This window comes from Sorangium sp. So ce302 (assembly GCF_051530145.1).
In the GTDB taxonomy this organism is placed as follows: domain Bacteria; phylum Myxococcota_A; class Polyangia; order Polyangiales; family Polyangiaceae; genus Sorangium; species Sorangium cellulosum_B.
In genome coordinates, this window is sequence record NZ_CP150326.1 from 1065416 (window position 1) to 1080869 (window position 15454).

Genomic DNA, 15454 nt, shown 5'->3' on the forward strand with positions numbered 1-15454 from the left:
CAATTGCTCGATATTGTTCTGGAATGGTTCCAACCACTTGCACTACAAGACAGATTCGATCATGAATCTCTGGCGTGCATCAGCCCGAGCTTCATCGTCAATAGGCCACCACGTGGTAGCCGGTTCATCATACGGCCGTCCTGGCTTTTTAGTCCAACCTAAGATCGCTCCCCTGTAGCCGACTGCCCGCGCAATTAGCGCCACGAGCATAGTGCGCACAACGGCGATTCGAGACGTGTAGGACTCTACGTTCTCCTGTGACTCTTGAAACATCAAGGCTGTGTGTACTATGGTGCCACGGCCGTCATCAAGCTCAGACGCCATCTCAGCCGTAATATCAATTTTCATGAGCTGGAAAGCATCCTCGACCACCCGGCTCGCTGCGCGGCGTGCAGGGATGCTCGTGATCTTACTGTACAACGTCTCACCAAATCCAGGACTCGCCAAGGCTTTGATCTTGTCCTTGTGCTCGCGAAGCCACTCCCGCCATTTCGATTTGTCAACCAGCGGCCGCTCAGCTTCGGGATCCTGATTGAGCAGCCAAAATGCGAAGGCTTCGAGGGCAACGTGTAGGGTCATATACTCACCTTCAACGTGGTAGCTGGCAAGGCCATCCAAGTAGAAGGTCAGAGCAATGTAGAGGCGCAGCTCGGGCCGTGAATGATATGTATCGCTGATCGCAGCGAAGAAAACGGGTGCCCAATGTTCTGCGCAGAAGTCAAGTGGTATCGGTGGCTTGGCGCGCGGTCTGTGGGAATGATCCCGACCGTGGCGTCCTCCTACTATCGCGACCTGCCCGTAGGACTCGTCAATGCCAAAGATGAGATCGAAATAGAACGCCCGGCCAAACACAAACTGTAGACCTGAGACGTCCGGATAAACATGAGAACGAGATGGTGCGGACTCGTTCCCGGTATCAATGATGAGGAACCAGGCGTTCTCGTCCGACTTGTTGCGCTCGCGTTCATCATCGAACAGGTCGCGCTTAACGAAGTAATATGTATAGACACCACGGAAACGGTAGCCGTCCGCATCCATGCAAGTGCTCACTGTTCCGTCCGCGCTTGTCTTTGTTCGGTGAATCAGCAGATTGCCTGCCCCTTTCGGCGGATTGAATCCTTTGACATGAGTCACCCAAAGCCGCGGAGGACGACGCGCATCTATAACTGACCAATAATATCCATTCGCACGATCGACGTCCAGGAATGCACTGTCGGCCTTAAAGCGAGCACCATCTGCGAGGACGCCTTCGAAGGGCTTGTTTCTTAGATCGTTACGTTCAGTATGATCAAAGAAGATGGATTCTATGTCGCTGCAGATGACGTTGAGAGATCCGGCTTCAATGAGGATGCCGCTCGCCTTGTTGGACAGGTCTCGTCCGTTCCAGAGGAATTGAACTGGTAGAGCAAAGGAAGGTACAGACGGCGCCCAGCCGTCCAGAATTTTTAAGATTAGCGCTGCCACGTGTATCGGTACTTCTTCAACGTGCCTGCTTGCATTCTCTTTCATGTTGCCTCCGCTTGCCGTTGACGAACCGTGGAAAGCTCCCCGGACGATACGGCGGTGTGACAATCACGCTGAGGTTCCCAATCGGTCCCCGTCGCACGATTCTCCAGGTGGATTGAAGATGCGATCAACAGTTGCAGCACAACGATCAGGGAGGGAAGAAAATGCGTCCTTCCTTGTGTACGATCTCCTTGGACTGAGTTTCTTGAACGGAGTATTCAATCCCCCGAACGATGTGTTTGAGATCCATATGAAGACGCAGTTCGCTCAGCGACCAGCCAAGGCGCTGGTTGATGTCAGCGCGAATCTGCGGGCCTTGAGTCCGAAGATTCTCTTGCAACCTGTACAGGCGGTTGAAGAACAAGTTGGCCATGTTCACTGCTAGCATGTTTCGGCCACTGGACATATAACCATCGCCGACGATTCCGTAGACCGTTCCATCGTCGACCTCAGCGCCCAGTGCAAAGTGGCTCTTGTTACGTCTGCGAGACAAGACTCTGCGAGACTCGTCGTCGTTCACGGAAAGATCCGACACCCCGGGAAGCTTCCCGTGCTCGATGAGCTTCGGCCAGTTGTCGTGAAGGATTTGGAGGATGCGACCCTTGGCGAAAGTGGTGGGATGACCTGAACCGTGCTCCATCACATCGATCAAGTAGATGGTGTCGGAGGTCACGAAGACGAAGAGCACTGGGCCTGTACGCTTAACGAAACCATCAATTTCGATAGTTCGCCCACCCAGATGCATGTGGCATACGCGCCAATCGTTGAAGAGGATGTCGTGGAGCTCGAGATTCATCCACGTTCTAGAGAAGTATGGCAGGAGCGTGCGACCAGCGACCGCATCCTCGATGATGGCGGTCACGCCGGCTTGATGGTCGCTGGACAGGAGGAGTTTGTTGAACTCTCGTGATCGTGCGACCTTGCGTGGTCTCGCAGGGATATACCGCCGCTTGTAGTCGAAGTACCTGACAGCCACGTCCCAAGGGTCAAGGGCCGCATCCACAGACATCCCGCTCAACTTGAGGCGGTGCGCGAGTTGCTCGCGCACGTTCCGCGGAAAGTCCGCATGAACCAACTTCTCGGTCATATCAATCATTCTAGCAGGGTTTGTGCCAATCTCAGCTCCGCCCTGAGATGAGGGTGGAGAGCGGGAGGGCTGCCCCGGGGCCTATCAGTGAAGATAAAGACCTATCCTGGAGGATAGAGGCGCCCCGATCGAAGCTCCCCGACAGCATTCGTCGTGGAAGATCGAGGGGGATGCTCCCTGATCCAAGGTCATGGTGCTCGGCACTCATGCGGTAAGTCAGGGAACCATCTGCGGGATTTGCCTACATCAGGGTGAGCTGCGGGGCGGTGTTAGCGCCCAGCCTCAATAAGGCTTCAGGCCGACATCTCGCTCAAGCTCCTTGATGGAGGAGGGTACGCATCCCCGCACGAGGCATCGTCCACCGTGAGTGCAGGGGCGCCTCCTCGTGCCCGCCGGATGCATTCCCGTGACCTATCTCAAATTCTCACGCCGTCTGCTCCTCCCTGCGCTTTTTCTCAGATCATGGGGAACGCGGACGTCCGCGTCGCCGCCCGGGCTCGCCACGCCGAGAGGCATTGCTTCGTGCCGACCGAAATTGTCATGCTCATCGTCGCTTTTCCCGCCGCCCACGGGTGTAGGAGCGGCCGCGGAGTGGGAGCGGAGCATCGGCGCGGTGCCAGCCACAAAAGGCGACGAGGAGGCCCAGTCTTGGCGGACAACCTCCTCGTCGTGCTCCGGTTCGCGTGTCGAGGAATCGAAGCGGTCACAGTCTCGTCCACAGCGCGCTCGATATCAAGAGCTGGCAGCAGCAGGTGCCCACGGTCGAGGCGGTGCGCCCCGCTCGCTGCCCTGCGTGCGGAGCGGCGAGCCAGCCCGTCGGGGGACCTCTTGGCCTCCACGGCCATGGCCTTCGCGAGCGGCAGGTGCGTGGCCCGGCCGGCCCGAACGCGCCCGCCGTTCTTCTCGTGCTCCAGCTGCGCCGCTACCGCTGCCTGCCCTGCGGGGCGGTGATCCTCGTCGGTCCACGCGAGCTGCTGCCGCGGCGGCACTACAGCGCCGCGGCGATCGGCTTCGCTCTTGCGCTCTACGGGCTCGTGCTGGCGACCGCCCGCGAGGTGCGCCGGCGGATCAGCCCGCAGACGATCCTGGGCGCCACGGCCTTCACCGGCTGGGCCACGCTCCGCCGCTGGACGCGCGACGTCGCGCATCGACGCCTCTTTGCCGCACTGCCGTCGTCTGATCCCGGCGCGATGCTGCGCCGCGTGGCAGCGAGCGCGGCGGCCTCGCTCGCCGCCTACGCGGATCCGACCTCCCGGGGCGAAGCGCTGGAGCACCGAGCGTTCCTCGGCGCCGCGCACGCAGCGTGAGGGCGGCTGTCAGCGACGAGCCCAGAGAACAAGGCCCACCTGAGAGGATCCCTCCCTCGACGAGCCTCGGTGGCGCACAAGGGCCCCGCGCCGCAGGGCGCAGAAAGGACCCTTCGATATGGATCTCGGACCTGCCGATCACGCCGAGGCCGTCGCGATCTTTCGCGCTTCGGTCATCGGCCCCGTCATGCACCGCGAGCTCGGCCGCGGACGGCTCGCCGCCGAGCTGCGCGCCTTGAGCGCCCAGCGCTTCCGGCCGCCGGGCGCCGACAGCACGCGCACCTATTCGGTCCCCACGCTCGAGCGCTGGCTGTACGCGTACCGCGCCGCAGGCCTCGCCGGCCTTCGTCCCGAGCCGCGCTCCGATCGCGGCTTCGCGCAGGAGCTGCGCGCCGAGCTGCGCGAGCTCTTGCTCGACATCCGGCGCGAGCATCCCGCCGCCTCGGTGTCGCTCATCCTGAGCACGCTCGTCGACGAGGGGCGCATCGATCCGGGCCAGGTCTCGGCGCCGACAGTGCGACGGTTGTATGCGGCGGCGGGTCTGTCGCGTCGGGCGGAGCGCTCGGAGCAACAGCCCAAGACACGGCTGCGCTGGCAGGCCGAGCGGCCCGGAGCGCTCTGGCACGGTGACGTCTGCCACCTGCCGCAGTGCAAGATGGGCGGTCGGACGGTGCCTGTCCGCATCCATGGCTTGCTCGACGATGCCTCTCGCTACGTCGTCGCGCTCGAGGCGCACTCGACCGAGAGGGAGGTCGACATGCTCGGGCTGCTCGTGGACGCGCTTCGCCGCCACGGCAAACCGGATGCCCTTTACCTGGACAATGGCTCCACCTACCGGGGCGAAGTCCTCCGGACGGCGTGCTCGCGACTCGGTATCACCCTGCTGCATGCGAAGCCCTATGACCCGCAGGCGCGCGGCAAGATGGAGCGCTTCTGGCGGACGTTGCGCGAGGGGTGCCTGAGCTTCCTCGGCGAGGTCGCGTCGCTCAAGGACATCGACGCACGGCTCAAGGCCTTCCTCGAACGGCGTTATCACGCGGCACCGCACGCCGGGCTGATGGGCAAGAGCCCCTCGAAGCTGTACGCGCAAAAGCCCGCCGGCGAGGGCGCGGTCGAGGAGCGGGCGCTGCGCGCCGCGCTGACAGAACGCAGCCGGCGGCGCGTGTCCAGCGACAATGTGATCTCCATCGACGGCGAAGCGTGGGAGCTCGATCAGGGCTACCTGGCTGGCCAGCTCGTCACGGTCGCTCATTGTCACGTCGCCCCGGACGCGACCCCGTGGGTCGAGCACGAGGGCAAGCGCCTGCCGCTCCGCCTCCTCGATCCGGCGAAGAACGCGCGGCGCCGGCGGCCGCCACGCGGCGGTCCGCTCTCACAAGGGCCGAGCCGCCCCACCGACTTCGCTCCGACGAGGGCGCTGCTGCGGGCTGGAAGCGAAAGGCCGGAGGCCTCGGATCCCGACGACAGCTCCGAGGGAGGTGCTCGATGAGCGAGTCTTTCATCCGATTCTTCGGGCTCTCCGAGTCGCCCTTCTCCAAGGAGATCCCGGACAGCGACCTCTGGCTGCCGCCCTCGAAACATGAGCTCGTCGAGGAGCTGTGCGACGCGGTCCACGAGCGCTCCCAGGTGCTGCTCGTCGGCGAGCCGGGCGCCGGCAAGACGTGCGTGCTGCGCGCGCTGCGCCATCGCTTGCCGCAGGCCGGATTCCGCCTGACCTACTGCCACAACGCCACGCTCGGACGCCGCGACTTCTACCGGCAGCTCTGCCAGGCCCTCGGCCTGACCCCTGCTGCGACCGCGGCCGCCGTCTTCTACGCGATCAGCGCGCACGTCGAGAACCTCGGACGAGAACGGATTCACCCGGTCTTTCTGCTCGACGAGGCGCACCTACTTCATCAGGACACGTTGGACCATCTTCACATCTTGGCAAATTACGAATGGGACAGCCGGGCGCTGCTGAGTCTGATTCTGGTGGGGCTGCCCGACCTCAAGGACCGGCTTGAGCTGCGCAAGAACCGCTCCCTGTACTCGCGGATCGACCGGCGCCTGTCGATCGGACCGATGACGGCGGACGATACGAGCGAGTATGTCCGCCTGCGGCTCGGCCGTGCCGGCTGCGATCGCGATCTCTTTACCTCCGAGGCGCTGACCTCGCTGCACGAGGCCGCCGGCTCGAGCCTGCGCGAGATCGACCGCGTGGCCACCGCCGCGCTGCGCGAGTCGGCTCGGCGGAAAAAGAAGCTCGTCGAGCGGGACGTCATGGCCCGGGTGATCGGCGACGTCAGGAGTGACGCCGACTGAACGGCGTCTACGCTCACGCGTGGCAGGCGCCGGCAGCCATCGCGCCGTCGGCGCCTACGGGTCATCCGACGCGATGGCCATCGCGCGTTGAGCGCCCCCGTGCGCCGGAGATGGCCATCGCCCAGCGGCGCGGCCCGTGCCGGCGGGTGATGGCCATCGCCCTCCTCAACCTCGCCCGCGCAGGCTCGTGATGGCCATCAACCAGACGGCGCGCAACGCCATCAATCAGCCTGAGCGTCAACAGGCGGCCACGTCGAGCGTCCACCGGCCGGTTTCACCCCGATCCATCCACGTCCCGAAGAACAGGCGGCGTCTATCAGCCTCGATGGAGTTGAGCTCCGCGCTCCCCTGCCATCTCTTCGGGCCCTGCTCCTTCCAAGTGCCGATGACCTTGTCGCCCTTGTCCTCGCCAGTGAACGAGCCATGCACGGGGACGCCCTCGTCGAGGTAGTCGTAGGCGAACTGCATCACCCCCTCGACGTACTCGAAGTTGTGGATCTCGCCTGCATAGATTTTTGCGCCGTACGTAAATGAATGGAAGTCCATGTAGGAGAGCGTAGCACAAGCCTATTTGGCGCGCCGCGTCGGTCTTGATCGTTCCGAGGCAACCCCCCGGGAAACTCTCGGGCATTCAGGACTTTTAGGCCAAAGCCAGTGCGACGCGAGGCCGGCTCACTGGCCAGCGACCGCAGGTAGGCGACGAACGCCTCGCGTTGGACCAAGCACAGCTCGCCGAGCTTCGTGATCAGCACGGCACAGCCGGGCGGAGCCCACACCGTTCGGTGCGCATCGCTGCCCGTTGATTTGCGGGCGGTGCGAGCAGTCGGCTTCGGGCAGCCCGTCAAGCTTGCCGGGCTGGCCAGTCCGCGTCGGGCACGGGAATCTCCTTGGACGACGACGGGCGCCCGCCGGAGCGGCTCCAGCGCGCTCGCCGGTTCGGCGGACGACGGCTCGGGAGCGAACGCGGCAGGAAGCGCAGGCGAGCGCTCCGCCCGCGCCCGCCACCGCTGGGCGAGATCAGTCATGGGTCGGTTTCCGGTTCCGTCGGGGCCGATGAAGCGCTCGCCCGGCATTCTCGGCACCGGCTCGGCCGGTGCGTGCGCACAGGACGGGCTCCAGGCCGGCAGCTGCCAGCACGGCGGCAACGCGCGTGCCCTCGTCCGCCTCTGCGTCACGGCGCGACGCCGGATCACCGGCCCGCGCGTGGAGGTAGGCAACGAACGCCTCGCGCTGGACAAGGCGCAGCTTGCCGAGCTTCGTGACCGGCAGCGGGAAGCCCGGCCCGCGGATCGTGTCGAGGAACACGCGTGCCGGGATCCCGGTGACCGACTCGACGTTCTTCTGTGAGAGCATCTCCGGCTGCGGCGCAGTGAGCGTGAGCCCCTCCAGCGGGATCGCGAGCGTCGCCATTGCCGTCGTCGTCGCGGGCGGGGCGAGCCCTCGGGGGCTGCCCGGGCCTCTGGCGGACACGTCCGGGACTGTTCTTTCGACCACGCGCATGCCGTTGTCTGCCTGACGAAGAGCAAGGGGTGCCGATACACGCGCGAGAGCCGTTCGTGTCATGCTGTACCTCCATCCGTGTTGGGTTCGCGCGCAACCATCAATGGCATGGTTGTGAAGCTCAAGATCGTTGTTGGTCCCAAGTAGTCCCGCGCAGGTTTCGATCGTACGGCAGACGTGCATGCCGATCGCCCGAACGTGGGCTTGGGACCGCAGGCGTCCCGCGCTCCGCTGCCTCCCACGCGGCGCGCAGGCTGCTGGCAGCTTTTTCTCCCCCCTCCATCGGCGGTCCCATTCGCTTCAACGCCTCCAGGCGCGCAGCCTCCAGCCTCGACCGGCGCGGCGCCGTTGCCCGGCGCTTCTCCACGAGCTCACCGAGCACCTGCTCCGCGCGCTCCCACTGCGCCGCCGCCCCCGGCGCGTGCGCGATCCTTCGCACGGCGTTCCAGGGCGCTTCAAGCTGATCACACAGGTTGCCGATCTCGGGGTGCAGCCGTGCGATCGCGCGCAGGTGGCACCGGGTTTGCTTGTTCATCTGGAAACACTCTTCCAGGACGTGGCTCGGCGCGCGGACAACTCCGCACGCGAGCTCGTACCAGCGCCGCGAGCTCATGCGTCTACAAAAGCACCGAACCACAAACCTGCCAGAGCGAAGCCTTCATTTTCCGTTCAACTTTAAAGAGCGTTAAAGCACAGTACAAGAGTCGGCTCCTGGCGAGGGCGACGGCATTAAAGTCTGATGTAGCGTGCGACCAAGAGAACGCCGGTCCTCACGTGGCACCGTACCCTGACTGGCGTTCGCTGGGACCCGATCACGTGAGCTCGGTGTGCGGGGTAACCCCTCCCGGCGATCCCACGGCCCGGCCATCGAGCGGGGCCAGCTCGCCCGGCGCCGCGGCCGCGAGCCGCGCTGGCGTCCACCTGGGCGAGCTCCGCCTTGCGCCAGCCTCCCGCCTGGACGAGCTCCGCGGCCCCGTGCGCCGAGTTCGCGTCCGCGGCGTGTTCGGCTCCAGGCCCAGGCCGCTCCGGCGTCCGCCGGGAAGAGCTCACGCCGCACCCTTCGGGCCGCCGCCCCGCGGTCGTGCCCGCCGCGCGCCGCCCTGTTGCAGACGTATGCGACAAAACGGAGGTCGGCGGCTCGCCGGAGCCCCTCAACCGACCCCGCGCAAAATTACCAAATCGACCCCCTTCGCGCCCCCCAAATAGGCCCCTCGGGCGCTCCCTCGAAGCCGTCTAACTGCGCGTCACCAGAGCGGTTTCCACACCTGACCAGATCCCGGTAACTCGCGACGAGATACCGGGTCGTCAGAATTACCATTTCGGGCCTCCTCACGGGCTCTTGTTCAAGCTCCGCCCCGAACCCGAAACACCGCAACAACGGAGGTTCGGACGTGGCAGTCACCCCCGAAGGAAACCCGAATTTCCTGGTTCGACAAGCCAGAGGAGTAGCACGCGCTCGACTTCGAAGCGCCGCCCGTGCCCGGAGGCGCGGGGGGAAGACGCGCACCCCGTGGCGCCGCTCGTCCCGCTTGGAGATCCGCCGTCTTCGTCGACGACGTGCCGCCGGTGTACCGCCTGTCTCGACGGAGCTGCAACACCTCGCCGCGAAGACCAGCAGCGCTCCCAGTGCTGCGAGCGTTCGATCCAGAAGCATGATGGTGGCCATGGTAGGCAGTGCTCCGTCCAGAGGGAACGGCGATCTGCGTCGGGCTATGGATCTCCCGCGTGCCGCCTTGACCCGCCGGATCGCGTCACTCAGTATGTCGCTCCGTGTGATTGCTGATCGCTCGTTCGCTGCATCCATATCGATATTCCTCCGAGGTGACAGCCCCCATGTCGACTGCGAGAACGACGGAATTGCGTCGCCTGCTCTGGTCCGCGGAGATGACGATCCTAATGGAGGCCCACAACGGCTTGTCGGCGAAGCTGGTCGAAGAGGCGGGCTTCCAGGCCATCTGGGCTAGCGGCCTCGCGATCTCGGCCTCGCTCGGGGTGCGCGACTGCAACGAGGCGAGCTGGACGCAAGTTCTGGAAGTGCTGGAGTTCATGGCCGACTCCACGAAGCTGCCGATCCTCCTCGACGGAGACACGGGCTACGGCAACTTCAACAACGTGCGGCGGCTGGTGCGAAAGCTCGAGCAGCGCGGCGCGGCGGGCGTATGCCTCGAGGACAAGCTGTTTCCGAAGACGAACAGCTTCCTCGGAGAGGAGGGGCAACGGCTCGCAGACATTGGCGAGTTCAGCGGCAAAGTCCGCGCGGCCAAGGACGTCCAGTCCGATCCGGATTTCGTCGTGGTGGCGCGAACGGAGGCCTTCATCGCGGGGCGCGGGGTGGACGAGGCGCTCTGCCGCGCGAAGGCCTACGAAGAGAGCGGCGCTGACGCGATCCTGGTGCACAGCAAGCAGCCCGACGCCTCGGAGGTGCTGGCGTTTGCCCGCCAGTGGCGATCGAACACGCCCCTCGTCGTGGTCCCGACCAAATACCCTTCGGTTCGTCTGGATCGCCTCGTGTCCGAGGGCATCCGGAGCTTCATCTTTGCCAACCAGGCCATCCGGACGGTGATCGCCGCCTTGAGCGAGAACCTGCGCACCCTGCGCGCCAGCGCCGATCTCATGTCGGTGGAGGGGCGGATCGCCTCGGTGGAGGAGATCTTTCGCCTCCAAGGCGCCGACGAGCTCTGCCGGGCAGAGCGAAAGTATTTCGACCAGACGCGTTGATGACCCCGGCGCCGGTGCTAGGCTCCGCCCGAATTGAAGGCGCGAGGGTCGAGGACGGCGTGAACGACCTGGTGGACACGAGACGAACCGTTCTCGACGTCGAGGACTTCCTTCACGGGCTCCGGGGCGCCGCGAGGAGCGACGTGAAGACCTCCAACCCCGAGCTGCGCGCCTGGCTTGTCGACCTGGGGGGACGCTCCTTCTTCGTGAAGTGGGCGAAGCGCGAAATCTTCAACGAGACGCTCCGTAAAGACGCGGAGATCTGCTCGCTCGACCTTCATCCGGCGATCGTCCGTCTGTACAATGTGCTCGAAGCGCGGGACGGGACGGCGCTGGTCTTCGAGAAGATAGAGGGGACGCCGCTCATGGGGAGACAGAACCGCGGCCGGTTCAACGCGCTCCCGGTGGCCGAGAAGATGCGCGCGCTGCGCTCCATCTTCGGCGCCATCGACGCCATCGCCGGAGCCGGCTATGTCGGCGTCGACTTCTACGAAGGCAATGTGATCTACGATTTCGCCCACAGAACCGTCAAGATCCACGATTTCGAGCTGTTCGAGCGGGGCGAGGGCTTCACGCTGAAGGCCCAGCGCAACTACGGTTCCACCCGGCTCATGGCCCCTGAAGAGTTCATCCAGGGATCGTGGATCGACGGCCGGACGAACGTCTTTCAACTCGGGCGTTATGCCATCTGCGCACTGAGCGACCGCGCCGGCGAGGACTGGCGCGAAGGGCTTCGGTGCTCTCCCGATCTGGCGAACATCCTCCTCCGGGCGACCAGACCGGATCCGGCGGAGCGACACCCGTCCGTCAAGCGGTTCTGGGAAGAGTTCGATGCGGCGACGGTCGATGTCGCCGCCGGATCTCCCGATTAAAGAATTGAAGATCCGAAGCGCGCGTGCTCGCGGCCCCGCCCGGCGCTACGCTCTTCGTCGGTGGGGATCCTCGACGGCATTGCCACCCTCGACGACGTCCTCGTTGATGGGCGCCTCGTCCTCGTGCGCGTGGACTTCAGCGTGCCGATGTCGGGTGCGCGCATCGTCGACGACGCGCGCATACGCGCGGCCGCCGGCACCATCGAGGATCTATGCGCGCGCGGGGCACGCGTCGTGCTCGCCTCGCACCTCGGCGATCCCTGCGGCTCCTGCGCTGCAGGCCCGTCACTCGCGCCCGTCGGGGCGCGGCTGAGCGAGATCCTCGGGAGGAGGGTGCGCTTCGTGCCGAAGTGCACCGGTGAGTGCGTCGCGCGGGCGAAGAGGGATCTCCGGCCGGGAGGCATCGCGCTGCTGGAGAATCTCCGGCTTCATCCCGGCGAGAAGGCCAACGAGCCGTCCTTCGCGGCGGCGGTCGCCGAAGGAATTGACGTCTACGTCGGCGACGCGTTTGCGACCGCGCACAGGCGACACGCTTCGATCGTGAGCGCCCCGCGGCTCGTGCCCGTACGAGCCGCGGGGCGCCTCGTCTTGCGCGAACTCCGCGGCCTCACGCCGGCGCTCGATGCGCCCGCGCGCCCTTTCGCCGCCGTCCTCGGCGGAGGCAAGGTTGCCGACAAGATCGGCGCCCTCGCGCGGCTCGCAGAGGCTGCCGACGTACTTCTCCTAGGCGGTCGCATGGGGCTCACGTTCCTGGCGGCGGCGGGTCGTTCGGTCGGCGCTTCGCCTGTCGAGAGCGCGCGCGTCGGGCTCGCCGCAAAGCTCCTCCGGACCGCGCGCGCCCGCATCGTACTCCCCGTCGACCACGTGGTCCGGCGAGGCGACGATCTCGAGATCGTACGAGAGCTGGGAGCGGGCGACGTCGCGTGCGACGTGGGGCCGCGCACGGCCGCGCTCTTCGGAGAGCTGCTCGCGGGGTGCGCGTCCGCCTTCTGGAACGGCCCCCTCGGTGTGTACGAAGACCGGCGGTTCCTCGAGGGCACCCGTGGCGTGATGACGGGGCTCCCGCGCGCCGCGATCGCCGGCGGGGGTGACACCCTCGCGGCGGTCGGCCTCCTCGGCATCGCGAGCCGCTTCGCTCACCTGTCGACCGGCGGCGGAGCGACGAGCGCCTACGTTGGTGGGCTCTCGCTGCCGGGCATCGAAGCTCTCCGCGCCTGAATGCCCCCTCTCAACGCGGGGCGCGCGCAGCCCAGGCCACAATCGCGGCCAGCGCGGCGTGGGCGATCTCCTCCTGGATATCGGCGGAATGCCCGCCGAGGTGCGGCGTCGAAATAACGCGCGGGTGCTGGAGGAGCTCCCCGTCGAGCGCCGGATCGAGCACGTCGGAGCCGTACCCGTCGAGCAGCTCCTCGTCGAGAGAGCGCCGGACGGCGTCGTGATCGACGACCTCGCGTCTGGACATGTTGACCAGCACGCCGCCACGGCGCGCTCGCGCCAGGATCGCGGATCCGATCAGGTGCCGAGTCTCGGGCGTCAGCGGGACGTGCACGCTGACCACATCGCACTCGAGCACATCGCGGAGCGATGCGAGCTCGACGCCCTCGCTCGCGAGCATGGGGTTCCGACGGCAAGCCACAACGCGCATCGCGCCCAGCGCCGCGTACGCGCGTGCCGTCGCCCGACCGGTGGCGCCGAGGCCGATGACGCCGATCGAGCAGCTCCGGAGCGTGCGCCCCAGGAGGCGGCTCTTTGCGTTTGCCTCGCCGACGCGCATCGCGAGCCACCCCTCGCCGAGCCTGTGCAACAGCCCGAGCCCCATCGCCACCGCGATCTCGGAAACCGAGCGCGCGTTGATGCCAGGAAAGTTCATGACCTCCACGCCGTGCTCGCGACAGGCGTCGATGTCGATGTTGTCGAGACCCGTGCCTGCGCGGAGCACCAGCCGCAACCCCGCCCGCGACCACGAGCGGACGCGGTCGCGATCGAGCCGTGTCTCGCTGCGCATGACGAGCGCGTCCGCCCCCTCGCCCTGGTCGAGCAGCTCGAACCCGCGATCCACGAGCATGGTCCTGAGGCCGGGCCAGACCGGACAGAGGATAGCCACGCGGAGCGAGCGCCGGGCCTCTTGTCGGTAGCCCGTCACAGGATGTCGCCCCAGTAGGGGTCGGCAGCGGGTGGCGGATTTCGTAGCAGGTCGAGCAGACGCCGGTTGATCTTCGGGAAGAGGAGGATCTCCTCAAGCCTCGACAGCGGCACCCACTCGACGCCTGTCTGGATCGAGTCGGGCATCGTGCAGGTCGACATCGAAGGCTCGGCGCTCCCCGGAAGCAGCTCGCAACGGAAGATGAGCGAGATGGAGTGCTTGTCGCCCGCCTCCGAGGCGTGGTTCTTCCCGATGTACTCGTAGACGAACAAGAGCGGCCCCGCGACGGCGTCCGCACCGGCCTCCTCCTTGAGCTTGCGGACCACGGCGTCGGTTAGGCGCTCGTTCGGACGTACGCGCCCGCCGGGCAGGTTGTAGTGGTGGCCCGCCTCACCCCTTGGCACGTCCCGATATTGAATGAGGAGGATGTGATCGTCCCGCACGACGACGGCCTTCGACGATGTGTGGAACCTCTCGTCCATTCAAAAGCCTCCTTCATCGGTGCTCGCCGTCCAGGCGAACGGGAGCGCCACCACGCGTCCTTCCTCGCCGCCCGGGGGCGCGAAGCCTCCAACGTGGAATCGGGTGGGGCTCTCCCACTCGATCCGGCGGGCCGCGCGCAGCGCGCGGGCGAGCGGTGTGGTCGACGTCGAGAAGAGCGCCGAGGGGTGGAACTCGATCATGCTCGATCGGAGCTGCGCGCCTCGGGCGAAGTGAACGGCCGTCCGATCTTCGACCAAGATCGTGCCCGCGGTCCGGTGGGTGAACGTGGCCGCCCAGCGCGGGTCAACGCCGGCGAGGAGCGCCAGCGCGGCGCGCGCGCGCTCGATGGTGGCGGGGCAGTCCCACCGGCACGGGTAGTGGTGAATCAGGCTATGGCCGAAATACTGAGCGAGGTAGTTCGCCTCCGCCGGCCAGGGCCCTTTCGACGGCGTCGCCCGGGTGGTGAGGAACACGTAGTCGTCGGCGTGCTCGAGGACCGCGTTCGCTCGCTCCCTGCAATAGAACTCGGCGCAGCAGGAGGGGATGCGCAGTAGCTCGGCGATGCGGCGGGCATCGGGCGTTTCCGAGGCGTCCGCCCGGGCGAGCTCGTCGATGTGCTCGCGGTCGCGGCCCACGTAGACGACGAGGACCGAGCACTCGGGCGCGTCGCGCTCGACCCGCCGGCCGGTGTTGAACCAGGCGCCGCGCCCTTCGTCGGCCAGGCCCTCCTCCAGGCCGTGATTCGCGAGGCGATGGACGAGCCCGTTCGCCGTGCACCACTCCGCGACGGCCTCGTGCTCGAGGGGCGCGAGGTTCACCCGGGACAGCTTGAAACCCGCCGCCGCCTCGAGCAGCTCACGGCATCGCAGGGCATCGAGACCGGCGCGGAAGAGCGGTGTCGGATCAATCACGGGTTGTTCCGGAAAGGCTCGGCAGCAACGTCTCGCGTGCGAACTCGAGCATCGCTCCGGGCGGGCCGGAGTTGTCGAGCTCGACGACGGGCGTCTGGTACGGCGGATCCGCGGCAACGGCGCGAAACCCCTCGTCGATCCGCCGTAGCATCTCGAGGGTATCCCATCGGTTGTCGGCTGCGACACCTCGCGCGCGGATCCGCTCGGTGGCCACCTCGGGCGACACGGTGACCAGGATCACGAGATCGGGCCGGCTCACCGCGCTCTCGCGGTACGCACCGGCGGTGACCGCCCTGGGGGTGCCGTAGAGTACCTCGTGATACACGATGTCGCTCCACACGTAACGATCGGACAGGACGCCGCGGTTCCTCCGATGGGGCTCGATGAGCCGCGCGGACAAGAGCTCCTTGTCACGAACGTAGGCGGCGGTGAGCGCCTCCCGAGAAAGTACCCGCTCGTGATACTTCGCGTCGGTGATGATCTCCGTCGCGTCGGGATCGAGCCAGCAGTGCGAGGGGATCGACAGGACGCCGGCGCCTCGCCCGCGCAGCTCTTGATAGAGCCATTTACGCAATGACGTTTTGCCCGAACCGTCGATGCCTTCGATGGCCACGAACCACGGCATG

Annotated in this window: 14 protein-coding genes and 1 pseudogene; 6 read left to right on the top strand and 9 right to left on the bottom strand. The window is 66.1% G+C overall.

All coding sequences use genetic code 11. The features are described from left to right. Positions 1-42: 42 nt before the first annotated feature. Positions 43-1509, bottom strand: a complete 1467-nt coding sequence (locus tag WME73_RS04015; protein WP_437914779.1) for a hypothetical protein — start codon at positions 1507-1509, stop codon at positions 43-45. Between the two features lie 145 nt (positions 1510-1654). Further along, entirely contained in the window at positions 1655-2593 is a 939-nt protein-coding gene (locus WME73_RS04020) for a hypothetical protein (protein ID WP_437914781.1), read from the bottom strand. Positions 2594-3276: 683 nt separating this feature from the next. Between WME73_RS04020 and WME73_RS04025 the strand changes: the two genes are divergently transcribed. The 3 genes from WME73_RS04025 (at position 3277) to WME73_RS04035 (ending at position 6201) form a co-directional block, all read left to right on the top strand. Continuing rightward, positions 3277-3900 carry a hypothetical protein gene (locus WME73_RS04025; RefSeq protein WP_437912937.1) on the top strand — a complete coding sequence of 208 codons (624 nt, stop codon included), beginning with the start codon at positions 3277-3279 and terminating at the stop codon, positions 3898-3900. A 118-nt stretch (positions 3901-4018) separates the two neighbouring features. After that, positions 4019-5389, top strand: a complete 1371-nt coding sequence (locus tag WME73_RS04030; RefSeq protein ID WP_437914782.1) for a DDE-type integrase/transposase/recombinase — start codon at positions 4019-4021, stop codon at positions 5387-5389. Continuing rightward, positions 5386-6201 (top strand): ExeA family protein, encoded by an 816-nt coding sequence (locus WME73_RS04035; RefSeq protein ID WP_437742624.1) that lies wholly within the window; start codon positions 5386-5388, stop codon positions 6199-6201. The genes WME73_RS04030 and WME73_RS04035 overlap by 4 nt, the downstream gene beginning before the upstream one ends. Before the next feature lie 237 nt (positions 6202-6438). On the opposite strand, the gene WME73_RS04040 is transcribed toward WME73_RS04035, so the two are convergent. The 3 genes from WME73_RS04040 to WME73_RS04050 form a co-directional block, all read right to left on the bottom strand. Beyond that, on the bottom strand, positions 6439-6747 hold the full coding sequence (locus WME73_RS04040; protein ID WP_437914784.1) for a hypothetical protein: 309 nt from the start codon (positions 6745-6747) through the stop codon (positions 6439-6441). A 471-nt stretch (positions 6748-7218) separates the two neighbouring features. Next, positions 7219-7611: a hypothetical protein gene (locus WME73_RS04045; RefSeq protein WP_437914786.1), complete on the bottom strand. Its 393-nt coding sequence runs from the start codon at positions 7609-7611 to the stop codon at positions 7219-7221. Between the two features lie 211 nt (positions 7612-7822). Further along, positions 7823-8236 (bottom strand): hypothetical protein, encoded by a 414-nt coding sequence (locus WME73_RS04050; protein ID WP_437914787.1) that lies wholly within the window; start codon positions 8234-8236, stop codon positions 7823-7825. A gap of 1298 nt (positions 8237-9534) precedes the next feature. Here WME73_RS04050 and aepX point away from each other — a divergent pair. From aepX to WME73_RS04065, 3 genes and pseudogenes are all read left to right on the top strand, one after another. Continuing rightward, positions 9535-10413 (top strand): annotated as a pseudogene (gene aepX / locus WME73_RS04055) (phosphoenolpyruvate mutase); the annotation flags it as partial. Between the two features lie 65 nt (positions 10414-10478). Then, the gene (locus tag WME73_RS04060; RefSeq protein WP_437914789.1) at positions 10479-11291 is read left to right on the top strand and encodes a protein kinase domain-containing protein; all 813 of its coding nucleotides are present in this window, start codon (positions 10479-10481) and stop codon (positions 11289-11291) included. 60 nt (positions 11292-11351) lie between these two features. Then, positions 11352-12509, top strand: coding sequence for a phosphoglycerate kinase (locus WME73_RS04065; RefSeq protein ID WP_437914790.1), 1158 nt, complete (start codon positions 11352-11354; stop codon positions 12507-12509). Positions 12510-12519: 10 nt separating this feature from the next. Here WME73_RS04065 and WME73_RS04070 read toward each other — a convergent pair whose 3' ends face one another. From WME73_RS04070 to WME73_RS04085, 4 genes are read right to left on the bottom strand one after another with little or no spacing between them, the layout of a single operon-like run. Continuing rightward, positions 12520-13395 (bottom strand): NAD(P)-dependent oxidoreductase, encoded by an 876-nt coding sequence (locus WME73_RS04070; RefSeq protein ID WP_437914792.1) that lies wholly within the window; start codon positions 13393-13395, stop codon positions 12520-12522. Positions 13396-13430: 35 nt separating this feature from the next. After that, positions 13431-13916 (bottom strand): NUDIX domain-containing protein, encoded by a 486-nt coding sequence (locus WME73_RS04075; protein WP_437914794.1) that lies wholly within the window; start codon positions 13914-13916, stop codon positions 13431-13433. Beyond that, on the bottom strand, positions 13917-14828 hold the full coding sequence (locus tag WME73_RS04080) for a hypothetical protein (RefSeq protein WP_437914796.1): 912 nt from the start codon (positions 14826-14828) through the stop codon (positions 13917-13919). Continuing rightward, complete coding sequence (locus WME73_RS04085; protein ID WP_437914798.1) at positions 14821-15453, bottom strand: dTMP kinase; 633 nt, start codon at positions 15451-15453, stop codon at positions 14821-14823. Before WME73_RS04085 ends, WME73_RS04080 begins: the two co-directional genes overlap by 8 nt. Position 15454: the final 1 nt, after the last annotated feature.